General features: G+C 49.6%; 32 protein-coding genes and 1 pseudogene. 16 read left to right on the top strand and 17 right to left on the bottom strand.

The genetic code is table 11. From position 1 onward, the window contains the following. Window positions 1-442: 442 nt before the first annotated feature. A pseudogene (locus BM299_RS13155) lies at window positions 443-1,414 on the top strand (permease). On the opposite strand, the gene BM299_RS13150 reads toward BM299_RS13155, so the two are convergent. Genes BM299_RS13150 through BM299_RS13140 form a run of 3 tightly spaced genes read right to left on the bottom strand, consistent with a single transcriptional unit; the run spans window position 1,411 to window position 2,578 of the window. After that, entirely contained in the window at window positions 1,411-1,884 is a 474-nt protein-coding gene (locus BM299_RS13150; protein WP_245779778.1) for a (2Fe-2S)-binding protein, read from the bottom strand. The pseudogene BM299_RS13155 and the gene BM299_RS13150 sit on opposite strands and share 4 nt — an antisense overlap. A 17-nt stretch (window positions 1,885-1,901) precedes the next feature. Further along, window positions 1,902-2,225: a YnfA family protein gene (locus BM299_RS13145; protein WP_092485092.1), complete on the bottom strand. Its 324-nt coding sequence runs from the start codon at window positions 2,223-2,225 to the stop codon at window positions 1,902-1,904. Next, on the bottom strand, window positions 2,222-2,578 hold the full coding sequence (locus BM299_RS13140; RefSeq protein WP_092485089.1) for a YnfA family protein: 357 nt from the start codon (window positions 2,576-2,578) through the stop codon (window positions 2,222-2,224). The genes BM299_RS13145 and BM299_RS13140 overlap by 4 nt, the downstream gene beginning before the upstream one ends. Before the next feature lie 146 nt (window positions 2,579-2,724). On the opposite strand from BM299_RS13140, the gene BM299_RS13135 reads away from it, so the two are divergent. From BM299_RS13135 to BM299_RS13105, 7 genes are all read left to right on the top strand, one after another. Then, a complete protein-coding gene (locus BM299_RS13135) occupies window positions 2,725-3,111 on the top strand; it encodes a PadR family transcriptional regulator (protein WP_245779775.1) in 387 nt (128 codons plus the stop codon). Between the two features lie 17 nt (window positions 3,112-3,128). After that, window positions 3,129-4,055: a permease gene (locus BM299_RS13130; RefSeq protein ID WP_092485086.1), complete on the top strand. Its 927-nt coding sequence runs from the start codon at window positions 3,129-3,131 to the stop codon at window positions 4,053-4,055. Window positions 4,056-4,206: 151 nt separating this feature from the next. Then, complete coding sequence (locus tag BM299_RS13125; protein WP_092485083.1) at window positions 4,207-4,494, top strand: hypothetical protein; 288 nt, start codon at window positions 4,207-4,209, stop codon at window positions 4,492-4,494. Window positions 4,495-4,543: 49 nt separating this feature from the next. Then, window positions 4,544-4,708 (top strand): hypothetical protein, encoded by a 165-nt coding sequence (locus tag BM299_RS19420; protein WP_165608314.1) that lies wholly within the window; start codon window positions 4,544-4,546, stop codon window positions 4,706-4,708. A 682-nt stretch (window positions 4,709-5,390) separates the two neighbouring features. Then, on the top strand, window positions 5,391-5,882 hold the full coding sequence (locus BM299_RS13115; protein WP_245779774.1) for a putative zinc-binding protein: 492 nt from the start codon (window positions 5,391-5,393) through the stop codon (window positions 5,880-5,882). Between the two features lie 130 nt (window positions 5,883-6,012). Further along, the gene (locus BM299_RS13110) at window positions 6,013-7,014 is read left to right on the top strand and encodes an arsenic resistance protein (RefSeq protein WP_092485074.1); all 1,002 of its coding nucleotides are present in this window, start codon (window positions 6,013-6,015) and stop codon (window positions 7,012-7,014) included. A 22-nt stretch (window positions 7,015-7,036) separates the two neighbouring features. Further along, window positions 7,037-8,035 (top strand): cation diffusion facilitator family transporter, encoded by a 999-nt coding sequence (locus BM299_RS13105; RefSeq protein ID WP_092485072.1) that lies wholly within the window; start codon window positions 7,037-7,039, stop codon window positions 8,033-8,035. A 151-nt stretch (window positions 8,036-8,186) separates the two neighbouring features. Here BM299_RS13105 and BM299_RS13100 read toward each other — a convergent pair whose 3' ends face one another. The 6 genes from BM299_RS13100 to BM299_RS13075 all read right to left on the bottom strand — a co-directional run bounded on the left by BM299_RS13100 (window position 8,187) and on the right by BM299_RS13075 (window position 11,692). After that, the gene (locus tag BM299_RS13100; protein ID WP_092485069.1) at window positions 8,187-8,525 is read right to left on the bottom strand and encodes an ArsR/SmtB family transcription factor; all 339 of its coding nucleotides are present in this window, start codon (window positions 8,523-8,525) and stop codon (window positions 8,187-8,189) included. A gap of 47 nt (window positions 8,526-8,572) precedes the next feature. Next, window positions 8,573-8,812, bottom strand: coding sequence for a thioredoxin family protein (locus BM299_RS13095; protein ID WP_092485066.1), 240 nt, complete (start codon window positions 8,810-8,812; stop codon window positions 8,573-8,575). A 114-nt stretch (window positions 8,813-8,926) separates the two neighbouring features. Further along, complete coding sequence (locus BM299_RS13090; RefSeq protein ID WP_092485063.1) at window positions 8,927-9,970, bottom strand: permease; 1,044 nt, start codon at window positions 9,968-9,970, stop codon at window positions 8,927-8,929. A 445-nt stretch (window positions 9,971-10,415) separates the two neighbouring features. Then, window positions 10,416-10,805: a putative zinc-binding protein gene (locus tag BM299_RS13085; RefSeq protein WP_092485060.1), complete on the bottom strand. Its 390-nt coding sequence runs from the start codon at window positions 10,803-10,805 to the stop codon at window positions 10,416-10,418. 15 nt (window positions 10,806-10,820) lie between these two features. Beyond that, the gene (locus BM299_RS13080) at window positions 10,821-11,003 is read right to left on the bottom strand and encodes a thioredoxin family protein (RefSeq protein WP_342741336.1); all 183 of its coding nucleotides are present in this window, start codon (window positions 11,001-11,003) and stop codon (window positions 10,821-10,823) included. After that, window positions 10,952-11,692 carry a cytochrome c biogenesis CcdA family protein gene (locus tag BM299_RS13075; protein WP_281246382.1) on the bottom strand — a complete coding sequence of 247 codons (741 nt, stop codon included), beginning with the start codon at window positions 11,690-11,692 and terminating at the stop codon, window positions 10,952-10,954. Before BM299_RS13075 ends, BM299_RS13080 begins: the two co-directional genes overlap by 52 nt. 318 nt (window positions 11,693-12,010) lie before the next feature. Between BM299_RS13075 and BM299_RS13070 the strand changes: the two genes are divergently transcribed. The 3 genes from BM299_RS13070 to BM299_RS13060 are packed head-to-tail and all read left to right on the top strand — an operon-like array spanning window position 12,011 to window position 13,961. Beyond that, complete coding sequence (locus BM299_RS13070) at window positions 12,011-12,205, top strand: hypothetical protein (protein ID WP_066633234.1); 195 nt, start codon at window positions 12,011-12,013, stop codon at window positions 12,203-12,205. 47 nt (window positions 12,206-12,252) lie between these two features. After that, the gene (locus BM299_RS13065; protein WP_092485054.1) at window positions 12,253-13,413 is read left to right on the top strand and encodes an aminotransferase class V-fold PLP-dependent enzyme; all 1,161 of its coding nucleotides are present in this window, start codon (window positions 12,253-12,255) and stop codon (window positions 13,411-13,413) included. Between the two features lie 17 nt (window positions 13,414-13,430). Continuing rightward, complete coding sequence (locus BM299_RS13060) at window positions 13,431-13,961, top strand: (Fe-S)-binding protein (RefSeq protein ID WP_092485051.1); 531 nt, start codon at window positions 13,431-13,433, stop codon at window positions 13,959-13,961. Between the two features lie 134 nt (window positions 13,962-14,095). Here the strand turns inward: BM299_RS13060 and BM299_RS13055 are convergent, their stop codons facing one another. The 6 genes from BM299_RS13055 to BM299_RS13025 form a co-directional block, all read right to left on the bottom strand. Continuing rightward, entirely contained in the window at window positions 14,096-14,701 is a 606-nt protein-coding gene (locus tag BM299_RS13055) for an N-acetylmuramoyl-L-alanine amidase (protein ID WP_092485049.1), read from the bottom strand. Then, a complete protein-coding gene (locus BM299_RS13050; RefSeq protein ID WP_092485047.1) occupies window positions 14,702-14,854 on the bottom strand; it encodes a YvrJ family protein in 153 nt (50 codons plus the stop codon). 105 nt (window positions 14,855-14,959) lie between these two features. Further along, window positions 14,960-15,193, bottom strand: coding sequence for a DUF2922 domain-containing protein (locus BM299_RS13045; RefSeq protein ID WP_092485045.1), 234 nt, complete (start codon window positions 15,191-15,193; stop codon window positions 14,960-14,962). A 56-nt stretch (window positions 15,194-15,249) separates the two neighbouring features. Next, on the bottom strand, window positions 15,250-15,480 hold the full coding sequence (locus tag BM299_RS13040; RefSeq protein WP_092485044.1) for a DUF1659 domain-containing protein: 231 nt from the start codon (window positions 15,478-15,480) through the stop codon (window positions 15,250-15,252). Window positions 15,481-16,052: 572 nt separating this feature from the next. Further along, the gene (locus BM299_RS13030) at window positions 16,053-16,664 is read right to left on the bottom strand and encodes a tetratricopeptide repeat protein (protein WP_092485039.1); all 612 of its coding nucleotides are present in this window, start codon (window positions 16,662-16,664) and stop codon (window positions 16,053-16,055) included. Window positions 16,665-16,797: 133 nt separating this feature from the next. Next, window positions 16,798-17,001 carry a helix-turn-helix transcriptional regulator gene (locus BM299_RS13025; RefSeq protein WP_165608316.1) on the bottom strand — a complete coding sequence of 68 codons (204 nt, stop codon included), beginning with the start codon at window positions 16,999-17,001 and terminating at the stop codon, window positions 16,798-16,800. A 211-nt stretch (window positions 17,002-17,212) separates the two neighbouring features. Between BM299_RS13025 and BM299_RS13020 the strand changes: the two genes are divergently transcribed. After that, the gene (locus tag BM299_RS13020) at window positions 17,213-17,473 is read left to right on the top strand and encodes a hypothetical protein (protein WP_092485031.1); all 261 of its coding nucleotides are present in this window, start codon (window positions 17,213-17,215) and stop codon (window positions 17,471-17,473) included. Window positions 17,474-17,600: 127 nt separating this feature from the next. Here the strand turns inward: BM299_RS13020 and BM299_RS13015 are convergent, their stop codons facing one another. Continuing rightward, complete coding sequence (locus BM299_RS13015; RefSeq protein ID WP_165608315.1) at window positions 17,601-18,806, bottom strand: metallophosphoesterase; 1,206 nt, start codon at window positions 18,804-18,806, stop codon at window positions 17,601-17,603. A gap of 163 nt (window positions 18,807-18,969) precedes the next feature. Between BM299_RS13015 and BM299_RS13010 the strand changes: the two genes are divergently transcribed. Continuing rightward, on the top strand, window positions 18,970-19,338 hold the full coding sequence (locus tag BM299_RS13010; RefSeq protein ID WP_092485026.1) for a hypothetical protein: 369 nt from the start codon (window positions 18,970-18,972) through the stop codon (window positions 19,336-19,338). Then, window positions 19,325-20,374 carry a phosphodiester glycosidase family protein gene (locus BM299_RS13005; protein WP_092485023.1) on the top strand — a complete coding sequence of 350 codons (1,050 nt, stop codon included), beginning with the start codon at window positions 19,325-19,327 and terminating at the stop codon, window positions 20,372-20,374. The genes BM299_RS13010 and BM299_RS13005 overlap by 14 nt, the downstream gene beginning before the upstream one ends. A 281-nt stretch (window positions 20,375-20,655) precedes the next feature. Here BM299_RS13005 and BM299_RS13000 read toward each other — a convergent pair whose 3' ends face one another. After that, window positions 20,656-21,006, bottom strand: a complete 351-nt coding sequence (locus BM299_RS13000; protein WP_092485020.1) for an Asp23/Gls24 family envelope stress response protein — start codon at window positions 21,004-21,006, stop codon at window positions 20,656-20,658. 211 nt (window positions 21,007-21,217) lie between these two features. On the opposite strand from BM299_RS13000, the gene BM299_RS12995 reads away from it, so the two are divergent. After that, complete coding sequence (locus BM299_RS12995) at window positions 21,218-22,105, top strand: DMT family transporter (protein WP_092485017.1); 888 nt, start codon at window positions 21,218-21,220, stop codon at window positions 22,103-22,105. Window positions 22,106-22,175: 70 nt separating this feature from the next. Further along, the gene (locus BM299_RS12990; protein WP_245779772.1) at window positions 22,176-23,567 is read left to right on the top strand and encodes a sigma-54 interaction domain-containing protein; all 1,392 of its coding nucleotides are present in this window, start codon (window positions 22,176-22,178) and stop codon (window positions 23,565-23,567) included. Window positions 23,568-23,683 lie beyond the last annotated feature (116 nt).

Here is a 23,683-nt window from a genome sequence, read left to right as displayed (position 1 = left end):
GGTTTTCTATACGTAATAATGTTATTCCTAATTTCTGCTTAAAACCGGCAATAATTGCTACCTGCACTTCTTCGAACATTACCGGGCGGGCCGCAATTTCTTCCAGGGCTGGTTAAGCACTTTAAAAGCTCGGCCTGGTCTTTTCATGGTTTTCACGAGTTGGCCACCGGGTGCACTAAGGCCTCAGCATTTTGTTAACCTCAATTATCCCCAAAATATAAAAGCATATTTATGTATTGTGGCAAAAGATACTACATAATAATTTGCTTATATAATAATTCTCTACCGTCTTTCGTGTCAACAGCTTTTTGTTAAATATCTTTAGCAATAGCAATACCGGCACACTAAAAAATTTATTGGTAACTTACATCACCAATTAACAAAAATCCCAGAATTATATAATTATTTATTTTTGTCTCGCAGGTCAGGCTAAAGGCAGGAGGTGGACATATTGATTCAAAGCTTTGCCGACTACGTGGTCTATCAACTGCTGGGTTTGTCGCCGCATACCCGATTGGGCGAAGCGGTAAACTTTTTTTTTTACGATACCATTAAAATAATCCTCTTACTGGCACTAATGATTTTTATTATCAGCGTTATCCGGAGTTTTTTCCCGCCGGAGAAAACGCGGCAAATCCTCAGCCGGCATAACCTGTATACCGGGCATTTTATGGCCGCGGCGCTGGGTGCGGTTACGCCCTTCTGATCGTGCTCCTCGGTGCCTATATTTATAGGTTTCGTGGAATCGGGCATTCCACTGGGAATAACGTTTTCGTTTTTAATTAGCTCACCCATTGTGAACGAGGTTTCCGTGGTCATGTTGATTGCCGTGCTGGGCTGGAAACTGGCCGCCCTGTATGTGGTCAGTGGATTGGCCGTGGCCATCGTGGGAGGCGTTCTTATAGGCAGAATGGGCCTGGAAAACCAGGTGGAAGAATATGTATATCAAACCAGGATGGGCACAGCTGAAGCGGCGGAAATGACCTGGCGGGAAAGGATAAACTATGCCTGGGATGACGTTAAGGATATCGTGGGCCGTATTTGGATTTACGTGTTGATCGGCATTGGCGTGGGTGCCGCTATTCACGGCTATGCCCCGGAAGACCTTTTAACCAGGTGGGCCGGCCCGGGCAACCCCTTTGCCGTACCTATTGCGGTGCTGCTGGGCATCCCCCTGTATTCCAATGCCGTGGGCACCATCCCAGTAGTGCAGGCGTTATTGGGTAAAGGGGTGGCGGTGGGCACCGCTTTGGCCTTCATGATGTCCATTACCGCTCTGTCCTTCCCGGAAATGATTATCCTGCGCAAAGTTTTAAAGCCCCGCCTGATCGCCATCTTCATCGCGGTGGTGGGCCTGGCCATAATTTTTACGGGTTACCTGTTCAACGCGGTGGGCTGGCGGTTTCTACATTAGTCCTTTTGCCGATTTCTAATATTTAGAGCTTTGGCAATCACCGATTGCACTGCCGGTCTACATCACGAACCTGCGGGGTTTTGGGTTAGGCAATCTTTACCGGTATTAGCCCCCGTATGGGATTGGATGTCTTCAATATTATTGCAGCAGCCTCTTACAGCTATATGCTCAAATATATCTTTGGCCGTTACGTTTCGGCAATAACACACCGGTGTATCCGAATCTGATTCCTTAAACCAGACCTTCACTTTGATATCGTCTTTTAAAAAGGTCTGTTCTCCAAAATATATAACATTACATTCAGGAGATAAACACAGACTGTAACCATTTGGGTTGGCCGGGAGGCGATCGTTTTTGAGCAAATTCTTTAGCGTTTCCGGCCTTATTTTTTTGCCTGGTGTATTGCAGTCAGGACAAAGTGCATTAATATGATCCGACGCATTAAAACCACATACTATATTTGACACTATATTTAGCACCTCTAATCTTACCTTGGAGTCCAGATAATTATTGCGGCACCGGCAAGAGCAACGCAGGAACCAATCCAATCATATTTGTCGGGCCTTTTTTTGTCAATAAACCACCCCCATAACAGGGACAAAACAATAAAAATGCCACCGTAGGCCGCATATACTCTGCCAAAATGAGGGTATTCCTGTAGTGTTGGTATTACACCATAAAATACAAGCACCATAGCCCCGATAATACCTAACCATAATCCCTTTTGTTCACGCAGCCACAACCATACTAAATACCCACCACCAATTTCGGCCAAACCAGCCAGAACAAAGAGTATCGCTGATTTAATCATTGCCCGGCAGCCTCCTTTTCTTGTCCCTTACGGGGGTACCATAAGATTATTGCCGTACCAATTAAAGCCACAAATGTACCAAGCCAATCATAAAAATCGGGAGTTACCCCGTCAATCCACCAGCCCCATAAAATCGACATGATAATAAACACACCCCCGTAAGCCGCGTAAATGCGCCCAAAATCGGGAAAGTTTTGCAGTGTAGGTATCACTCCGTAAGCTATTAATATAATACCGCCGGTTAAACCCCATACTACAGAGGCGCCATCCCGGAGCCAAATCCATATAAAATACCCACCTAAGATTTCAGCCAAACCGGCCAGAAAAAAAAGACTTATCGATCTAAAAAACATTTTAAACCTCCCTGTGTCTTTGATATTGTATAGCTTATATATAATAATGTTTCATTTTTTTAAAAGTCAACGTCTACTTTTTAAAGATAAAAAATATTGACACGCCAATTTTTTTAACCTATTATATATCTAAGGGCTATGCATTAGTGGTATATGCAAAGGTGGTGATACATATTAAATATTTGACGGAAGAATATTGGAACGGCCTAATCAGGATGAGTCTATCCCGCTTTTTTATATTACGGGTATTGTGCTGCCGCTCGCTGCACGGTTACGAAATCGCCAAGGAAGTGGCTGCTTTAACCGAAGGCTGCTGCGCCCCCACCGAGGGCAGCCTGTACCCCGTTTTACATGAATTTGAACAAAACGGACTGGTTACGTCGCAAGCCCAGGTGGTCGGCAACCGGGAGCGCAAGGTTTACACCCTTACCAGGCAAGGCTTTCTCGCCTATCAAACAGCCGCCGAAGCCTGGACCAAAGCAGCCCAATATATTTTAAGAGAAGTCAACGACAATAACCTTGATCAGGTATAAATTGGGGAGGTTGGCATATGTTTGAGCTAAATAATTTGGCTGAGGCGGGCAGGTTTTTCCTGGTTATCGCCGGGGAACTGATCCTGTTGTTTATCGGCGTCACCTTCCTGGTGGGGCTGCTGCAGGAATTTATCCCGCCCGAAACTATCCAGAAAGTTTTGACCAGGCAAAAGAAGTTTATAGGTAATATCATCGGTGCCGCGCTGGGGGCACTGACCCCCTTTTGTTCCTGCTCAACCATCCCCATCCTGGTGGGACTGTTAAACGGCGGCGCTCCTTTCGGGGCAGCCATGTCATTTTTAGTTGCTTCGCCGCTTTTAAACCCGGTAATCCTCGGTTTGTTTTTAAGCCTGCTGGGGCTAAAAGTTACTGCTGTTTATGCCGGTATCACTTTTTTAGCCGCTGTTTTTACGGGCCTGCTGTGGGAAAAGTTGGGGCTGGCCGACCAGTATAAAAAAGTGGTTATCCGCCGGGGCTGCTGTTCAGCCGAAGGAATGGAGGAAATTGCCGCCACCGCGGAACCGGTTACTTTAAATATTAAATTTAAACGGGCCGGCGGGATGGCCTGGTCCTTGTTTCGTCAGGTTTTCCCCTACCTGCTGCTGGGCTCGGCCCTCGGTGCTTTCATTTACAGCTTTGTACCCGAGTCGCTGGTGATCAAACTGGCCGGCCCCGGTAATCCCCTGGCCGTACCGGTAGCCGCCCTGATCGGCATCCCCATGTACATCAGGGCGGAAACCATCATCCCCATCAGCGCCGTACTTTTAGGCAAGGGCATGAGCATCGGGGCGGTGATGGCGCTGGTCATCGGCGGTGCCGGGGCCAGTATCCCAGAATTGATTATCCTGGCTTCCATTTTCCGCCGCAAATTGGTCGTTGCCTTTGTGATTACCATACTGGCGGTGGCTGCCCTGGCCGGGTATTTCTTCAATCTGGTATTTTAAAAATTCAATATAGCCGACATTTAATATGGCCAACACCAAGCAAGAGGAAAATCTTGCTGGCGGAAGAAGATATAAAATAGCCTTACCGTCAAATGAATTGCTTTGCTTACACTGTTCGCGGAACGTGAAAAAGAGTATGGGAGGTAAAGCCATGTCCAATAGAGCTAACCCGGGATGCGTCTGCTGCGCGCCGCCTGTACGGGACCTGACCAAGCTTACCTTTCTGGACGGCACCCAAATGGGGATAATTGGTCTGAAAGGGGTGCTTGCAGCTATCTACGCAGAGGGATGGCAGGCGAATGACGATACAGCTGAAGAAATCGCCAACAGGCTGGAGGGGAAAAATTATATCCCTGACTCCGCTCGGGAGGAGTACCAAAGACTCTTCCTTAAGGAGTACAAGAAATTTATTGCCGACCAGAAAAATAAAATAGCCTAGCTTAATCATGTCGAGCGCTACGGCAATTAAAAAACGAGGGGGTTTTAATATGGCCGATAATAAGAAAGAAGATCGTAAAGGTTTTTGGGGGATGTTTAAGAAACCCAAAAAAGGCTGCTGCGACATGGAGATTGTGGAAGTTAAGGATAAGCCAAAGAAAAAAAGTGGGTGCTGTGATATGGAAATCATCCCTGTGGAGGAAGATAAAAAATAATTGGGCAATCAGTTATCTAGCTTTGGTCTTTTAATCCAGAACAACCTTGGGTGCGGTTATTCTGGGTTTTTTATTTGTCCCCAAGTCACCACAGTGATAAGTGAACTAAATTACTCCCAGTGAGTCGAAAATAATACGGCAATAAAATCGCCGGTAATTCCCTAGGTAGGAGTTACCGGCTGATTCTGTTAAACAAATGATATTATGGGCGAATTGGTAAATAACCTGCTAAAAAATTATATTCTCATGTTACAAAGCAAATGTATGCAGCTATCCGGCCGGGCGGGGTTCGGGCTGCTGCCGGGCAACTATCCCCGGCACCACCAACCATGCCAGGAAGATCAGCGCCGCCAGACCCAGGCCGTAGGCGGAAAAGAACCACGGATAACCGTAAGCGACAATCAGACGCCCACCAAGGGCGGTACCTATTTTTTTTCATTTGGTTTTAAGTGCCGGAACAATCAAATCCTTCATTTTATTATTGCTGAACAAGCTAGCGGCAGGAGGTGTTATTTTGGTACAGAGTTTTACCGACTATGTAATCTGCCACCTTGACAAATACACAATTGTAACATAATATAATAATATGCTTTAATTACGATAAACCTATATAACACATCACTTATTAAGGGAGATGACCACTATGGAAAACAAAACTGGTTGCGGCTGCGGATGTTCTACAGTGCCAGAAACAGAACCGGTAAATGCACAATCTAAGGAACAGTTAAAAGAAAACTGGTATTTGCCTTACATGAACAAAAAGACCCAGGGTGAAGCTGTAGAGGAAAAACCCAGCCCGGTAGCGGTATTCTATTGCGCCGGCGCATCCAACGTGGGCCAGGCCTCAATGTTAGCCAGCGTACAGGCAGCCAACAAAGCGGGCTATGACAAAGCGGCCCTTTTATGTCTGGCCAGCATCCCGGCAGGCTTAAAAAATATATATAACGGCGCCAAAAACGCCCGGGGCATTGTGGCCGTGGACGGCTGCCCAATGCAGTGTTCAATGAAGACTTTAAGGAAATATGAGCTGGAACCTGACAAAAATATTATTATTACCAAAGACCTCAGCATCAAAAAAGATTTCGATTTAAACGCCGCCCAGGATTTAAACAAAATATCCGACCACATCGTCCAGGCCGTTAACAAAGTGTATAATTCTGTACCAGCTGAATAACCTGATTATTTGATTTAATCTTAATAAAAGTCGCTGATATTTTTATTAAATACTTTGGAGAGCGAAGGCTAAGTGCAAGCTTTCGTTCTTTAAGTATTTTTACATATTTTTAACTGGGAGGGAATTAACAATGCGCATCGCCCAATTTATTAACAAACACATGATCAAGCTATTGATGGGGGTAATTGTTCTGGGGCTGCTGGTGGGATATATTCTACCGGGGGTGGGCAAACAGCTGCAGGTACTTTACCCGGTCGCCCTTTTTGTGATGCTTTATCCAATGATGGTGGGTATTAAAATTAATGAGGTTGCCGGTGCCGCCAAGCGAGTGGGCTTTATGTCGGTAGTAATGGTTTTTAATTACCTCCTCTCCCCTTTACTGGCGGCATTGTTGGCTCAAGTGTTTTTAGCCGGTTACCCTGACTTTGCAGTGGGACTAATCCTTACCGGTGTGGTTCCCTGCGCCGGTATGATCGTGGCCTGGACAGCAATGGCCAAGGGAAACGCGCCCATGACTCTGGTGATTACGGTGACCAGTTTCCTGGTTGGCATTGTGCTCATTCCCCTTTGGATGAGTTACCTGGCCGGCAAATATGTGCCGGTTGATGCTTTTAAAATGCTGCAGACGATTATGTATACCATCGTGATTCCGCTAATACTGGGCAACCTCACCCGGATCTGGCTGGTGAAAAGATGGGGGCCCCAAAAGTTTATGGAACTAAAACCGGTTTTTCCGGCGGTTTCCGCTCTGGGCATGTATATGGTCTTTTTTATATCTATGATGGCAGAGTCCGTAACATTGGTGCGCAATCCCCAGTACCTTGGCATCATTGCCGTGCCGCTGGTGGTTTTTTATACACTGCTGTTCGGCCTATCTGTGCTGTACGCCCGGCTTTCCCGCACCAGTTACCCGGACATGGTGGCGCTGGCTTACGGTGTTAGCGGTAAGAACATATCCATTGCCCTGGCCCTGGCTGTAGTGTTTTTCTCACCGCTCACGGTGATGATTATTGCCATCAAACCGTTGGTGCAGGTGCTTTTTATGGCGGGGTTTTTCAGGCTAACACCGAAACTACAAAAATACTGGGCGCAAAATGTAACTTCGGCCCCGGACCCTGTTGAAATAAATTAGTGTTATAAAGGATGTGTAATTTATGCACCACCAGCACAGCCATCATCACCCATGCGGGCATAACCACGGCCAGCGTCAAGATTCCGGCGCGGTCAATAACAAACTGATAATAGCGCTATTGCTTACCTCCGCAGTATTCCTGGCTGAAATAATCGGTGGCTATTGGACCCACAGCCTGGCCTTGCTCAGTGACGCCTGGCATGTGCTTACGGATGCCGGAGCCCTGGGCCTTACCCTGTTGGCCACACTCCAGGCGCGCAAAGCATCAACCATGCAAAATACTTACGGGTTTCATCGCCTGGAAGTAGTGGCGGCTTTCATTAACGGAGCAACATTATTTGTCATCTCAGGTTGGGTGCTGGTTGAAGGCATCCGGCGCCTGTGGGCTCCGCCTGATATACGCAGCCAGGAAATGTTAATCATTGCTGTGGTAGGCTTGGTAGCTAATTTATTGATAGCTTTGCTGTTGAATACCCACGCTGGTGACAATTTAAACGTCAAAAGCGCTTTTTTGCATGTTGTCGGCGATGCACTGGCATCCTTCGGAGTTATTATCGGCGGCTTGTTAATGATGCGCTTTCACTGGTATATTGCCGACCCGGTGATTAGTATCGGCATTAGTTTAATGCTGCTAAGAAGCGCCTATTATTTAACCAGGGAGACACTGCATATTTTAATGGAGGGGACCCCCCCGGAAGTGCGGGCGGAAAAGATTATTAAGGCCTTACAACAAATACCGGGCGTTAAAAACATTCATGACGTGCACATTTGGAGTATTACCAGCGGCATCCCCTCCCTGACCATGCATGTCATTGTTGGTGCTGGTATTAATTATCAGGAGTTGCTTAATAAGTGTAATCTAATCCTGGCCAGGGATTTTGCCATCATTCACAGTACCATTCAACTTGAGCAGGAATGCCGGTTAGCCAAACAAATCACCTGTAACTTGTATTCATCCAGCCAGGGGGGCGGTACAACTCAACACCACCACCATCACCATAAACATCACAGCCTGGCATAACCTTGTTGATGTTAAAATCAATGTGGTCTTAGATTTAACTTTTTCCAGAAAAATACGGAATAATGTATTCTAGTCATCACAAAACAAATATAATCAGGCCAGCCGAGGGTGAACACCTCAACTCCCCGGCTGGCCTGCTTTTTGAGAATAATTAATCTTGCCTATAATTACCATTCTTCTCTGGGTTTAAATTTTCCAGCACCCTTTGGATAGGCTGTGCGTAGCTTTTAATTACTTCTTCGTTCTCACCCTGGAGAATATTTTCAAAAGCGTTGACATTAATACAATATTTAATCCACTTGCCATCTCGATTATTAACAATCAACCCTGCTTGCTTTAAAATCTTAAGGTGATGTGATATAGCCGGTTGAGACTTGTTTAAACGGTCACTGATTTCATTAACGCACATCTCTTGGGTTGACAACATCTTTAATATTTGTAATCGGGTTTTATCCCCCAAGGCTTTGTAAAACTCGGCTATCTTATCCATTGGTGTGCCTTACCTAGATTCCATTGCACATAAAGTTATCCCCCGCTTTACATTTCCTCCTGGATCATTTTTTTCACGGCGTCTTTTTTAGGCACTTTGCCTGTGGATTTTATCTTACCGTTGATGATCAGCCCCGGCGTCATCATTACCCCGGCCTCCACAATTTTGCCCGGGTCTTCCACTTTATCCACCCGCGCGTCAACCTTTAGTTCTGCAACCGCATCCATCACTACGTTTTCCAGCGCTTTGCAGTTCTTACAGCCAGGTCCCAAAACTTTAATTTCCATGCGAATACCTCATTTCAAAATTATTTGTTAATCGTTTTTCATATTTTGCATTCGTATTAAAAAATATAACCAATGGTAACAAATTCGTAACTTTTAACGGTTATAATGACACCACTAGCCCGTGATGCTACCAAACGCCATACCCGTAACTGTGGCCAGCACCACCACAATCAGCACATATACGATGGTCCTTTTGGTACCCATGACGTTGCGGACTACCAGCATGTTGGGCAGGCTGAGCGACGGGCCGGCCAGGAGCAGCGCCAGGGCCGGGCCTTTACCCATGCCCATGTCCAAAAACGCCTTGACGATGGGCACCTCGGTCAGGGTGGAGAAATACATCAGCGCGCCGAACACCGAGGCCAGCAGGTTGGCACTCAGCGAGTTGCCGCCCACGGAAACTTCTATCCAGTGCTGGGGAATCACGGCTTTTAAAACGCCGGCCACAAACACGCCCACCAGCAGGATGGGGAAGATTAGTTTAACAAATTTCCAGGTTTCCGTCAGCCATTCCTTTACTTCATCTCCATCGTACCACTGGGTAAGCACCACGGCCAGAAAACTAAGCAGCGCCATGATGATGGCAATTTTACTCCAGAAAGGAATGGCCGCCGTGCCGAAAAGTAAAATAGCCACCAGGGTGCCGAAAAAGGCCAGCAGATGGCCAATCGGCTTGCCCTCTTCGCCTTCAAACATACCGCCGTCATCACCGCTGGCGGCCTCTTCTTTCCTGAAGATAAAGGCCATCAAAAGGCCGATGACTATGGAAAACACCACCGCGCCGATGGCCCGGGCCAGGCCCAACTCCCAGCCCATTTTCCGGGCGGTAAGCACTATGGCCAGGATATTGATGGCCGGGCCGGAGAAAAGAAAGGTGACCGCCGGGCCCAAGCCCGCGCCTTTTTTATGAATGCCCACAAACAGGGGCAGCACGGTGCAGGAGCACACGGCCAGGATAGCGCCGGAAACCGAGGCCACGCCGTAAGCCAAGTGTTTGGGCGCCCGGGGGCCGAAATATTTTAACACCGCCCCGGTAGACACCACCGCCGCAATGCCGCCGGCGATGAAGAAAGCCGGAACCAGACAGGTGAGCACGTGCGCCGACAGGTATTCCAAAAGCTCGTTAATACCGCTTTGTAATATCGCCATAAAGGTCATGTTATTCATCTCCTCAAAAGCTCTAATGGATTTTGTAGTTTGCTGATTAATTAACCGGCAACTAATTTGTTGTGCGGGGCACAAATTAGTCTGCAGTTCGTTAAACCATATTAATTCCTCCTTTACCCTGGCCAAAGGCTATTAAAGCTTTGTTCTGCCAAGGTTTAAGGTTATTTAATTACTTATATAATAATATCTTTATGTATTAATATACTCGTTCCCTTATTCTCTGTCAATGTATTTGGAACAAATTTTGGTTATATATTGGCAGGGTGAAATTTTTTAAAGAAAAAAAGCGGGGTCAGCCAAGCTAAAACCCCCGCTCTATTGCGGAAAGGGGACACACCTTGTGCTTATTGGTCGAAGCATTGGGGTCAAGAAATGTCCCAATTATGCAATTAAATTAACACCTTGTGCAAGTTGTACAGCTACTTTAATGAACTAGCTAACTGATACCCAATGAAGCACGAATTCTAGCGCAGATTTTATTGATATCTTCCGCGGCCAGGTTAAAATTATGGTCTTTCTTGATGCCCTCTTCGGTCACCACCACATAGTCGGTGATGGTCACTCCGGCATGTTCCAGGGTCTTTTTGGCGCACTGCACGGGGCAGCCGTCAATGGCCACTATTCTTTTAGCCCCTTTGGCCGATTCCACAAAACTTTCCACGTGCCCACCGATGCCGGCCAGACAAAACATTTTGCCTACTACTGCTTTGGTTAATTCCACGCCCGCCTGGTTGGCAATTTGCCCCACGTTGGACGCTCCCGAACAGGGTATAATAAGTATTTCGGAAGCATCGCAACTACAACTGCAAGTGCAATTTTCGGCCATTTTCAATCTCCTCCCTTACATTTCTTCCTGGATATAACGGATGATATCCTTGTGTTTGGGTACCCGCCCAAACACTTTTACCTTGCCGTTAATCACCAGTCCGGGTGTCATCAACACGTTGTACGCGGTGATTTTGTCCATTTCTTCTACTTTTTCCACCGCAGCGTCCAGGCCGATCTCCTCCACGGCCTTATGCACTGCCTTTTCCAGCTCTTTGCATTTTTTGCAGCCCGGACCCAGCACTTTAATGTCCACCAGTTGCGCCTCCTTTTAATGTAGTATTTTATCCCATAAAAACCACAGGCCCAGCAACAGCAATATCCCGCCGCTGATCCTCTGCAAAATATCGCTCCAAACTTGCAGCCGGTCCACTTTTTTACCAGTCCCGTAAAAGTGCCGACAACCAGCAGGGGCAAGCTGCGCCCCAAAGCATAGACAAATAACAGTATAAACCCGTAAAACGCGCTGCCCTTACCGGCTGCATAGGCCAAAACACCGGCTGTGACCGGCGTGGTGCAGGGCAAAGCGGCAAAGGCAAAGGGGATGCCCAGTAAAAACGCCACTAAAAAGCCTCTGGTCCCTGTAGCCTTAAGGTTAAGTCCGGGTAAATCAGGCAGCTTAAATAAACCCAGCAGGTTAAAACCCATGAGCAGCAGGACTAAAGAAAGCATATACCATAAAACATCGCTTTCCAGAAATAAGCTGCCGGCCAGGGCTGCCGCCGCGCCCATAGCGGCCAGGGTGAGGGATAAACCCAACACAAAGGCCAGCGCCAGGGCAAACCCACGCAGCTTTGATTTTTCAGCGTAACCGCCCACGTAGCCCACCACAAAAACCGCTGTGGGCAGTGTGCAGGGACTGAGCCCGCTGGCTAGGTCCTTACCTATCAGTCATTAATATTTATTTATATAATGATTATTTTATTTAATGATAACTTTTATAAATCATAACTGTCAATATTATTATTTAATCCCCTTTCATAATTATATTGGCAAAATGCTCGAATTTTACTATAATTAAATAATAATTGACTTATACCACGGAGAATAAAATGCCCATAAATTGTACACGCTGTGGTATCGCCAAGCGGGAGAATGACCGGCTACGCTGTATGAAGTACCATTACCTGACGATACCCCAAACGCCGGAGACGGAACGCGAGTGCCATTATTTCACCTTATTAGCACGCTACGGGAGGTGTATTTATGAGGGGCTGTGCCAATTGCGGCCTGCGGGTCAACGATCTGTGCTATGTTACCGGACGCCTGATTAAGCCCGGAGACCACGAGTTATTTAAATATTGCAGTTATTTTATCGAACCGGTAATTGAAGACGGCCGGAGTCTGGACCCCGCCCAGCTGGTGCTGTTGGCGGAAAATGAGATTCAAAGGCGTAAGTGAAGTGTGATTAAGTAGCACCCTTGTGGTGCATAAAGGGAGGGATTGCCTTGTCCATATACCTTGACAACGCCGCCACTTCTTTCCCAAAACCGGAAGCCGTGTACCGGGCCGTGGACAACTTCCTGCGCAACATCGGGGCCAGTTCCGGGCGAGGGGCCTACCGCAAGGCACTGCAGGCCGATAAAATAGCCTTTCAGACCCGCAAGTCCCTGGCCAGGTTATTCAATATTCAAGATGCGTCCCGCATTGTATTTACCGCCAACGTGACCGAGTCGCTGAACCTGGCTATGCAGGGCATCTTAAAAAACGGCGACCATGTGGTCACCACCGGCATGGAGCATAATGCGGTATGGCGCTGTCTGAAACAATTGGAAAAGGAAAAGGCCATCACCATTACAGCTGTGCCATGCTCACCCGAGGGGTACCTGGAAGTGGAGAAACTTGCCGCCGCCATTCGCCCGAATACGGCGCTGGTTGTGTTATTACATGCTTCCAATGTCACAGGTACCGTCATGCCTATTGAGCAGGTTGGCGAACTGACCCGGCAAAAAAACATCCCTTTACTGGTTGACGCAGCGCAAACAGCGGGCGTTTATCCCATTGACGTTGCAGCCATGCGCATCGACCTCCTGGCTTTCACCGGGCATAAGGGACTGCTGGGACCTACCGGTACCGGGGGATTATATATTAATGAAAAGTATTATATAAACCCGTTAAAGTTCGGCGGTACGGGCGGTGAATCCCTCAGAGATGACCAGCCGGACAATTTGCCAGACCGATTTGAGGCCGGTACTCCGAACCTGGCAGGCATTGCCGGGCTGGGCGCGGGTGTGGATTATATACTAAATGAAAGTGTCGAAAAGATCAGACAGTATGAAATGGAATTAACCGGCTACGCCCTGGATAAATTCCGCAGCCTCACCGGCGTGACAATGTACGGCCCCCTCAACGCATCCAAGCAAGTGGGAGTTATATCCTTTAATTTGCCGGGCCTGAAACCCGAGCAGGTGGCTTATCTGCTGGACACTAAATATGACATCATGGTTCGAGCCGGGTTGCATTGTGCTCCCCTGGCCCACAGGACCACCGGCACCATTGACCGGGGCACGGTGCGAGTGGGCATTGGCGTTTTCAACACCGCCCGGGATGTCGACGATTTAGTTCTGGCCTTAAAGGAGATCATGCGCTTTAACTCATCAATCAGTTAAGGAAGGAGGTAATAATTTTGTTTTTAAGGGATATTGATATTGAATATATTCAGCCCTGTATCGTGGTGCCGAACAGAATCAGGTTCAAGGCCAGGCTGACCGACGATATTACGGAAGTGATGCCCTACCTCAATAGTGTAATTAAAAATGCTGTGTATAACCACGATGGCAAACTTCTAACATTTACCAAAGAACAAAGACTACTCACCCTTTACCCCATGGAGCTGACCGTGGCCAAAGCGCTCAGCAGCACAGACGCTTACGAATTGACCGACTGGGTAAAAAAATTGATTAATGACACTTACGCCAATAAGGACAAAATAAAACCCATGTACGAGAGAAGGGCCAAACCCACACCGTTGGAGATATACGGCTGGCTGCCCAAACAGTCCGGCTGCCGGTTATGCGGCGAGCCCACCTGTCTGGCTTTTGCCGCTAAGCTGATACTGGGGGAAAAACAATTAAAGGACTGCCCGCCGATTTGGGAACCGGGAAAAGAAGACCTATTGGAGCCACTGCAGGGTATCATGGAAGCGCTGGGGTTTTAGTACAAACTAAAATGATGTCCATCACACATCCCTGAAACGGTGGCGCTGCCTCATGGCGTAAGCGGTAAAAACATCTCCATTGCCTTGGCCCTGGCCATGGTGTTTTTCTCACCGCTAACGGTAATGATTATAAATTATATATCTTCCGGCGCCACCACCAGGGCGTCGATGCCCAGGTCGCGCAGCCTTCGGGCCTGCCGCTCCGCCGCCTCCCGGCTCTGAAAGGCGCCGGCCTGCACACGCCACAGGAGCGGCGCGGGTATCTCCGGCAAAACCGGAGCATCGCGCCGACCCCCGGATACCGGTGCGTCCGGTTGGGGCGCTTTTGCCCGGCCGCCCAGCGCCCGGCGCAATGCGGTCATATCTACAAACCGCCCGGGACAGGCCGTGGCCGCCCCGGGCACTTCCCGGTGGCCCAGTACATGCTCCGTCGGGATGCCAAACCTGTGCGCAAGCGACCACAGTAAAGACGGCAGGGTTTCAACCTGGGGCCTGGTGGGCGGGTGGTTGTCCAGGTTACCGATCAGAGCCACGCCGATGCTCCGGTGATTCATGCCTGCCGCCAGGCAATGCGCGCCGGGTATGTCCAGTGAACGCCCGTTCACCACACGCCCGTCCCTTTCTACGACAAAGTTATACCCCACATCGCGCCAGCCCAGGGAAAGATGATACCGGCGCACCCGTTCGGCATCCTTTTCCTCTGCGCCGGTATGATGCACGATGATATAACTATGTTTCATCTATATCTCCTCCCGCATTTCACTGACCGCCCGGGCCAGTTCACCAATACTGACCGACAGGTTATCCAGACGGTTTTCAATACGCACCAGCAGGTAAGCCGCCACAGCTATGGGAAAGCCAACATTGGCAATATTTTTCAACAGTTCTTCCATTAGCATTTCTCCTTAAAACAGTATTATAATTTTTCCTGATGCTCCCCGCGCGAACGAAGTCAATGCCTAATAATTAGGGGGAGGATGAACCTCCCCCATCTGCTACTAGGGTGCCGGGTCAAACAGGTCGTTGACGGTCCGGTCGATGATCTTGATGTCGTACTTGGCCACCAAGTCGCCGCCGGAAGTGGTCAAAATATTGCGGGCGATGATAGTATCCATGGCCGCCTCGATGTCCGCGCCGGTAAGGGTGTCCTTGGGCTCGTCCAGGCTGATGGTGTAGTTGGAACCCGCCTGGTTTTTAAACACCAAACGCAGGGTTTGGGTGGTTTCCGCCATTATTCCACCTCCTTTTCAATTTAATTAATAGATAAATAAATTAACCGGTTTTTCTGCTAACCTACAACTTCTTCCAGCCTGGCGCTGTCAATACGCATGATTGCTGCCAGCGTGTAATTTTGCAGCTGCGCCAGGGCATTGGCCACGTCGAACAGGTCCTGGTCAGTTGCCTGCGGCTTGACGTTGTACAGGTTTTTACTCCGGTACACGGGATCGCCGTTTGCATCCACTCCGGTTTGAAACTGCATGCGCAGCACCGTACCGGTGGCCACATTGTTGACTGCCATTGCCATCTCCCCTCCTTTCACTGTTTCGCATTTCCCAGGAACAACCCGTGACCGGCTGGCAGGCTGTCCAGGGATCTGCAGATCAATTGTTCTGTCCGGTCAATTTGTATTTTAATACTCAAACATTTGTTTGTAAAGTAGGAATTGGCCAAAGTTCGTGATGCGCGTCCACTTTTTCAGTGCATTCCGAAAAATATTGTAAAAACAGGTGCTTGGCGCCGCCTTGACCAGGTGGGTGCCCGGGCTTTGCCGGAGGGTGACACAGGAAAGGCACAGACCCACCCTGTGGAACACATGTTCTGGATAAGATGTGCAAAAAAAACGCGCCATGCATATCCTTCTCCCGGTAGGGACGAATATCCCGTGTATTCCATGCCACATGCCGGCGGGGCGTTTATGGGGATCAACCGCCTCCCACACAAGAATAAAAAGGGGATAGGCACCGTAAAAGAGGGACAGGCACCGATTTACAAAACGAATCGGTGCCTGTCCCCTTTTACGGAACCAGTCCCCTTTTTGCGTATACTTTCCAACAATAAGAAAACCGCGGTTGAAACCCCGCGGTTTTTCAGCTAGGCAGCCTGGTCGATCTCCTGCTCAATGATGCTGATAAATCTTTGAATTTCCGGGTCGCGACAATCAATTAAACGGGCGGCTTTCAAGTAATGGCAGGCTTCATGCAACCTGCCCAGGCCATAACAGGCTTCGGCCAGCAGCTTGTAAGCCTGAATGGACCCCGGATAAGCAAAAATCAACGCCTTCAGCAATTTTATAACTTCGTGATAGTGTTCCCTGCGCAAGAGTACCACAGATAAATTCAAACAAGCATACAGGTTCCCGGGCTTATAATAAATGGCCTGCCTGAAATATGACTCGGCATGCGCCCAATTCTCCTGCAGTGAATGAATCACCCCCATGGCCATCTTTCCGGCAAAACTGCGGGGTAGCAACCTGTGAATTTTTTCGTAACTGTCCCGCAGTTTTTTGTAATCGCCGCTTTTAACGGCCAGGCGCCCCCTGACAACCAGGGCCTGCACCAGAATATCCCGCCAGTAAACCTGCAAAAAAAGCGCAGCCAGGGCTATGGAAATAAACATCAAAATATTGTCCTTTTCGGTAAAAATCAAGGGGGTCAAGCCCGTAATTACGCACGCCGTAATGGTAAAAAACAGATGCCTGTTCATGGCCTTACCTGATCACCTCCGTTTGTATCATCGTACGCCTGATACAAGCGGTATGTTTGCAATTCCCCCCGAATGGTAAAAATTTTTGCCTATTGAGAAAATTACGCGTGTAAAAACAATTCAACCGACCGGTTTACCGCTTGCCCAAAAATATTTCATCAAGCGAAAAACCCAGGGCGCGGGCCAATGTCACCCAGGTACGCAAAGTGCCCGTGCTGCGGCCACGTTCAATATCATTAATAAAAGATCTGGATAACCCGGTTACCTGGGCCAGTTTCCGCTGACTCCACTGCTTGTTTTTACGCGCCCGGATCACCACGCCGCCCAAATCCCGCAAAACAATTCACCTCTCCCATACGACAATTCGGGTATTTCCCGTCAACTTTTCACATAATATGAGTATCAATTTACCGCCGCGCAGCAATACAGGCAAGTCCCCAAACAATTGTTCCGGGGATATTTTAGCGCCTTATGCCCGCCATGCGCCTTATTGGAAACAAATTCTTAATTTTTTAAGTTACCAAACAAACCGAGAGAGGTGAAGCAACATGATCAAGATTTTACTGCCCAATGGGGAAAAAATACCGTTGACGGCCGAACAAGCGGAAAAAGTACGCTCCCAGGGTTTTAAACATACTCCGCTTACCGGCTACCCGCTGATTTATGATGAAAGCGAGGTGCAGCCGGAAGAAGCCCCGGATAAAATTAAAACCGGCAAGCTGGGCGACGTGGACCAGGAACGGTTTAAACCGGCCGAGGTAGCTGAACCCGACAAGGAGTCATCCGAGCCCGGAGATTCCGAACAATAATCCCTACTCTCAGGAATGGCTATTCGGGCGACGACTGCAACAAAAACCAGGACAGAATAAGCAAAACAATTGTCAATTGACACTGCTTGATACGGCTGTCCAACGCCTTGCCACCCGGCCGGGAATTTCACCCGGGGGCGCCCGGGTCAAACTTAACAGCCTCCCGGTAAGCGTGGTTCAGATTGTGGCAAAAATCATAAATCTCCCGGTCAAGCTCTATCCCCTGCACGATAAATTCCCGCCCGGGGACGGCAATGAAGACACCGGTGCGCAGGTTGTCCGGCCCGGGCCACAATTCATCCACAGTCCAGCCGCCGGTGTTATAGACCGGGTAGTTTTCCACCCGCCCCCCCGCCAGCGGCCGGTGGGTGTGCCCGAACACCAGGCTGAATTCAGCGGGGTACAAGGCGGGGGCCGTCTCCCTTTCCCGCTGGATATATCCCAGATACCTGGCGATGCGCCCGGCCATTTTTTTGTCCAGTTCGGTGCCCCGGTCGCCGCCCTTTTTTAAACGCCCCAGCAACCACTTTAAAAACTTTTTCAAGGTAATAAAATCCAGTACAATCCCCAGGCGCTCGTAAGCCCACCGGATTTCTTCGTATATGTTTTCGATTTGTTCGGACAGGCGGCCCGACTGACCGCTGCCGTAAAAGATAAAATCCAGGTAAGGCGCGTTAAATATCTCCAGTTCGGACAGGTTTTGCGCTTCCACCAACGAGGTGCCGATCCAGGACATGCTCTGATCAAAAAAATGCCCGTGATGAAAAAGCAAATTTCCTCCCCCGCAGGCGGTCACATAATTGGGGTAGGCCAGCCAGAACCGGTCCCGTACGTGCGGGGGCAAAAGACCCAGCAAAAACTGCACTCCCCTGTTATGCCGGTTCATGGCGCCTGTTCCCTTACCCGGACCGGTAATCCTGGCAAACTCCCCAGGCAGGCTGCCCTCGCGCAGGGGCGCCTCAATATACTCTTCCTCGCACGCCTGAACCCACAGGTGGTGGTCGTGATTACCGGGAACCCAGACCAGCGCCCCGGGCAGCACCCCCCCCAGGACCTGCCGAAAAAATTCTCGGGCCTGCAGGGCGCAATTGCTGTACGAGGCCAGGGAAAGATCCACTATATCCCCCAGCAGCACCAGGTCCGATATACCGCCGGCCTCTCGGGCAATACCATGCAGCAGTTTATTTAATTTTAGCGGAGTTGTGTTGACCGGTGGGTTTTTAAACTCGGCACGGTCCTTTAAGATAGGTGGAACCGCTTCCCGCAGCAGCGGATTGGCGGCCGAAGATTCTTCGCCCAGGTGCAGGTCGCTGATGGCCACTACTGCCGGCAATATAACCACCTCTTGATTGACTGATTATTAATACTACTTTATGCACAGCGGCAATGACAGGCGACAAAAACTTGTCGGTTTATGCGAAAGATGGCAGGAAAACGAAAATCACACAACGAATTGTAGGGATGGATTTTTTATAAAAATATTTGAGGTGGAAAAATTGACACAAGAAAAGCAACGGCCAAGACCCCCTGCCGGAAGAGTGCTGGGTATCGCCCTGCTGGTGTTGTTATGGCTGGGGTTGACAACGGCGGGATTTTGGCAGGCCAGGGAATATGTGGAGCAAAAAGTGCGGGAGATTCAGGAAACCAACGCCCTGAACGTACAGGCCCTGGAAGAACAAATTCAATCCCTGCGCACTGAAATGAATGACATTGAAGAAGCGCTGGCCCAAACCGATAAAACCCTGTCCAGCACCGGTTCCGCCAGCGAAGAAGTCAACAAGCGGATCACCGAACTGGACGAGCAATTGAGGAACCTGGAAAAAAGCCTGAATATATTAAAGGAGTCAGGCAATGCGGATTATTAACTTCTTCTTTATTGCCCTTTTGGTGCCTTTTCTCGGACTGCTGGGGGGAGCTTATTTGGCGCTGTACGAAAACGACGGCCTGCTTCCCGTGCCCTTTGAAAAGCTGGAACCGGTCATGACGGCTTTTAATAATGAAGCCCTGGCCATGGAAAAAAACATCGGTTTTATCCGGCAAACGGCCGCGGAACAGCAGCGCCAGTTTGCGGAACACGAACGCATTTTAAAAGAACTGGCGCAAAAGAGCGGTACGCAAAAAAAGCTGTCCGATGCCATATACGAACAGCGCATTCTGGAAAGATTGGGGCCACCCATCGGCCAACACCGGTCGGAGCGGGTGGAAATCAAGGTTTTCCAGTTAAAGGAGCTGGGTTACCGCGGTTACATCGCCAAAATCAAGCTGTTTGACCCCAGCGCCTTTAAAGTGGTGCTGGGTAAAGGCAAGCTGGGTGAAAGTGAAATCACCAGCGCGGCGGTAAAACGCACCGGCGCAATATTGGGCATCAATGGAGGCGGTTTCTTTCGCATGATGCAGGACGGCAAAGAGTATACCCTGCCCATCGGCAATACCGTGGTCAACGGCAAGCTGGTCGGAGGTTTCAAGCCTTCCCACAAGGACCTTTTCTTTGCCGGCGTGGACAACGAGGGCGAGCTTTTAGGCGGCATCTTTTATGAAAAAGACGCGCTGATGCAGCACCGGCCCGTGGCCGGGGTCAGCTTTGTGCCCGCACTGATAAAAAATCGCAAGCCGCTGCCCATCCCCGAAAAATGGCAGCACAAAAAGGAACCGCGCACCATCATCGGGGAATACGGCAATGACGACTTGATCTTGATTGTTGTAGATGGCCGCCAGTCCGACTGGAGCAGCGGGGTCACCCTGGAGCACCTACAGATAAAATTAATCGAGCTGGGCGTAATCGAGGCGTACAACCTGGACGGCGGCGGCTCCAGCGCTTTCGTTTTCAATGGAGAGGTGCTCAATCGCCCCTCCGACGGCAAGGAACGCCCGGTAGCGACGAATATAGTCGTGATGCCGTAAAGACTGCATATACTTACAGGGCTGGTTGTTCCCCGCTGCATTCAGAATCTCCGCGCCGACGGGACTATGGCTTGCCTCGGGCCGGATTTGGCGGTACTGCATAATGCGTGCAATATGTTAGTTATATTGAGTTCGTCACTAACTGTCGCATTCATTTGGCTTGCCATGATTATTATACCTACGCGATTCGTCCCGCCAATCCGGCATCCTCGGCTTCGCCAAGTCCCGTTACCGGCGCTACGATACATCACTTGCGGGGAACTACCAGCCCCGCAAAATGTTTACTCCTTAAGGTCGAGGCCGGCCACCGTTACATTCACGGCCTCGACCTTAAGGTCCGTCATTGACTCTATTCTCTCCCGCACCTTCTGCTGCACCTGTTGCGCCACGTCCCGTAAAAGCAGCCCGTATTCCACAACAATGGACAGCTCAATGACCGCCTTGTTTTCTTCCACATTGATTTTATTGACATGGGTATAATTTTTACGCCCCAGGATATTACCGGAACCACGGCCATCAACGCCGGAAATCCCTTCCACTTCAGAAAGGGCCATGTTTACCATTGTCCTGAGCACTTCTTCGTTATACCTGATGGTCCCCAGTGAATTATGCTCGGAAGGATAATTTTTCACTTTAAATCCCCCTTAACAATTAAAACTTATACAATTATCAAGCCAGCAACAATCAATTACTTTATTTTACCATAATTCAGCCTTCTGTAAATACATCTGGCTTCCATTTTATGGGGATAACAATTTAGTATTTGCACCCCGCCCGGGACAGTGCTATGATTATCTGGTAAAAAATATACTGGTCATATGTACCAGCCGGGCGGGGGCTAAAATGACACAAACAATTACGACAGAAAAAAAAGGAAAGGAATCTACGGGTATCCTGCTGGTGCTGGTGGCCACCATCAGCCTGAGCACCGAGGCCATAGCCGCTAAGATAGCCTACCGGGAAGGGGCCGGAGTGATGACCACCCTGTTCCTGCGCTATGCCGTCGCGGCGTTCTTTTTTTGGGCGGAAATGATTATCAGCAAGCGCCCCTGGAAATTAAGCCGTAGCCGGATTACCTCCGTGGCAGCGCTGGCCCTGGGCGGCCAGTCGGTAACCGTGCTTTGCCTGTTTTATGCTTTCAAGTACATACCGGCAGCCATGGCCATATTGTTTTTATACGTCTACCCCACCATCGTCACCCTACTGTCTTACTTTTTATTAAAAGAACCCCTTACCTGGCGTAAAATGACCGCCCTGTTTATGACCCTGGCCGGGTGCACCGTTATCCTAGGGCAGCCGGTGCACGGGTTGGACCCACGGGGGGTAATACTGGCCCTGGGTGCCGCCGTAATGAACGCCATCTTTTTGGTAGGCAGCACACGGCTGCTTGCAGATATTCCGGTACCTGTTTACAACGCTTACATGACCGGTATCGTCGCCCTTTTTTTCCTGGGCCTGGGAAGTATAAAGGGGGCATTAAACTTTTCACTCAACCTGCAGGCCTGGGAGGCCGTGCTGTTTTTGGGTCTGATCTGCACAGTATTGTCCCTGGCTGCGCTATTCAGGGGCGTGGAGATAATCGGCGCCTCCCGCGCCGCCATTATCAGCACCTTTGAACCCGTCTCCACCGCCCTGCTGGGATTCTGGCTGCTGCAGGAGACCCTGACCGGCTGGCAGTTGCTGGGCGGCGCCCTGGTGGTCACCGGCGTCATGCTGCAAAGCCGTGAATGAAAATTAATACAGCCGGTCACGCAGGGTTTCGGCATAAATTGTCGAAATGTTAAGTCAAGAGGTGACTGGATTGGCTGACCCCAAAAACTACTCCTCCCTGACCAGGGAAGAACTGCTGAAAGCAATTGTGGAAAACCCCAACGAAGCCACCATTTTTATAGATACTCAGGGTATCATTCGCCTGATCAATTATGAATACGCCGACTTTTTGGGCTATAAACCGGAAGAATTAATCAACCGGCCCATCCTGGAAGTGGTGCCGCAGACCCGCCTGCTGGAAGTGCTCAAGACGGGCAAGCCCCACTTCGGCGACATCTGGACCATCCGAGGACATCAGCTGGCGGTAACCCGACTGCCCATACTTAAGGATGGGCAAATCATCGGCGTACTTGGCAGGAGCATGTTTAAGGATGAACTGTCCCTGGCCATGGAATTTGCCAAGAAAATCAAGCAACTGGAAAAAGAACTGGCCAGCTACCGGGCGGAACTGGACCAGCAGCGGCGTGCCAAATACGTCGTTGGTGATATCATCGGCCACAGCGATAAGATGCTCCGGCTGAAGCAAAAGGTGCATAAGGTGGCCCAGACCTCCTCCACCGTGCTCATTACCGGTGAAAGCGGCACGGGGAAAGAATTGTTCGCCCACGCCATCCACAACGCCAGTCCCCGCAAAAACCGGGCCTTCGTGCGGGTCAACTGCACCTCCATCCCCACGGAATTACTGGAATCCGAGTTGTTTGGTTATGAAGAGGGAGCCTTCACCGGTGCCAGGCGGGGCGGCAAACTTGGCAAGTTTGAACTCGCCCAGGGCGGCACCATCTTTCTCGATGAGATCGGCGACATGAACAAGTCCATGCAGGCCAAATTACTGCGCGTGCTGCAGGAAAAGGAAATAGAGCGTATCGGCGGCACCGGGCCGGTGCTGGTGGACGTGCGGGTGATAGCGGCCACCAACCGCAACCTGGAAGAGATGATCATGGCACAACAGTTCCGGGAGGACTTGTATTACCGCCTGAACGTGGTTATGCTGCATATCCCGCCCCTGCGCGAGCGCAAAACTGATATTCCGGAATTAGCCGCTCACCTGATTGAAAAGTTAAACAGGCGCCTTCGCGCCGCGGTCAACGGACTGGCGAAAGAAGCCCTGAACCTGTTTTTACAATACGATTGGCCCGGAAATGTCCGCGAACTGGAAAACTTTCTGGAACAGGCCATCAACCTGAGTGAACAGGATATTCTGTACCCCCATGACTTTCCCGTACTGGAAAAGCGTCTGCAAAAACAATTAGCCGGCAACCCGGGCGGGCGGGCCGTGAGGCCGCTGCAGGAAGTGGTCAGGGAAGCGGAAACCAGGGCCATTTTAAACGCCCTTGCGGCTACCAACCATAACAAAAAAGAAGCAGCCCGGCTACTGGGCGTGCACCGCTCGGTTTTATATCGCAAAATGGTAAAAATGGACTAAATTGCTTACCAGCATCAGAGCGGCACCCACAAGTGTCGCTTTTTTGCTACTTATGCGACACCATCCCCCATTCTTTATGCAATAAGGGGTTGAGGCATAATGTGATGCAAAATGCG

This window comes from Desulfoscipio geothermicus DSM 3669 (assembly GCF_900115975.1).
Taxonomy (GTDB): domain Bacteria; phylum Bacillota; class Desulfotomaculia; order Desulfotomaculales; family Desulfallaceae; genus Desulfoscipio; species Desulfoscipio geothermicus.
Note: the sequence above shows the minus strand (reverse complement) of the source record. Positions and strands in the feature narration are given on the sequence as shown.

Coding starts and splice junctions, on each gene's coding strand:
- BM299_RS13145 (WP_092485092.1), bottom strand. CDS start 2,225: ATGATTAAATCAGCGATACTCTTTGTTCTGGCTGGTTTGGCCGAAATT.
- BM299_RS13140 (WP_092485089.1), bottom strand. CDS start 2,578: ATGTTTTTTAGATCGATAAGTCTTTTTTTTCTGGCCGGTTTGGCTGAA.
- BM299_RS13130 (WP_092485086.1), top strand. CDS start 3,129: ATGTTTGAGCTAAATAATTTGGCTGAGGCGGGCAGGTTTTTCCTGGTT.
- BM299_RS13125 (WP_092485083.1), top strand. CDS start 4,207: ATGTCCAATAGAGCTAACCCGGGATGCGTCTGCTGCGCGCCGCCTGTA.
- BM299_RS19420 (WP_165608314.1), top strand. CDS start 4,544: ATGGCCGATAATAAGAAAGAAGATCGTAAAGGTTTTTGGGGGATGTTT.
- BM299_RS13110 (WP_092485074.1), top strand. CDS start 6,013: ATGCGCATCGCCCAATTTATTAACAAACACATGATCAAGCTATTGATG.
- BM299_RS13105 (WP_092485072.1), top strand. CDS start 7,037: ATGCACCACCAGCACAGCCATCATCACCCATGCGGGCATAACCACGGC.
- BM299_RS13100 (WP_092485069.1), bottom strand. CDS start 8,525: ATGGATAAGATAGCCGAGTTTTACAAAGCCTTGGGGGATAAAACCCGA.
- BM299_RS13095 (WP_092485066.1), bottom strand. CDS start 8,812: ATGGAAATTAAAGTTTTGGGACCTGGCTGTAAGAACTGCAAAGCGCTG.
- BM299_RS13090 (WP_092485063.1), bottom strand. CDS start 9,970: ATGACCTTTATGGCGATATTACAAAGCGGTATTAACGAGCTTTTGGAA.
- BM299_RS13085 (WP_092485060.1), bottom strand. CDS start 10,805: ATGGCCGAAAATTGCACTTGCAGTTGTAGTTGCGATGCTTCCGAAATA.
- BM299_RS13070 (WP_066633234.1), top strand. CDS start 12,011: ATGAGGGGCTGTGCCAATTGCGGCCTGCGGGTCAACGATCTGTGCTAT.
- BM299_RS13055 (WP_092485049.1), bottom strand. CDS start 14,701: ATGAAACATAGTTATATCATCGTGCATCATACCGGCGCAGAGGAAAAG.
- BM299_RS13050 (WP_092485047.1), bottom strand. CDS start 14,854: ATGGAAGAACTGTTGAAAAATATTGCCAATGTTGGCTTTCCCATAGCT.
- BM299_RS13045 (WP_092485045.1), bottom strand. CDS start 15,193: ATGGCGGAAACCACCCAAACCCTGCGTTTGGTGTTTAAAAACCAGGCG.
- BM299_RS13040 (WP_092485044.1), bottom strand. CDS start 15,480: ATGGCAGTCAACAATGTGGCCACCGGTACGGTGCTGCGCATGCAGTTT.
- BM299_RS13030 (WP_092485039.1), bottom strand. CDS start 16,664: ATGAACAGGCATCTGTTTTTTACCATTACGGCGTGCGTAATTACGGGC.
- BM299_RS13020 (WP_092485031.1), top strand. CDS start 17,213: ATGATCAAGATTTTACTGCCCAATGGGGAAAAAATACCGTTGACGGCC.
- BM299_RS13005 (WP_092485023.1), top strand. CDS start 19,325: ATGCGGATTATTAACTTCTTCTTTATTGCCCTTTTGGTGCCTTTTCTC.
- BM299_RS12995 (WP_092485017.1), top strand. CDS start 21,218: ATGACACAAACAATTACGACAGAAAAAAAAGGAAAGGAATCTACGGGT.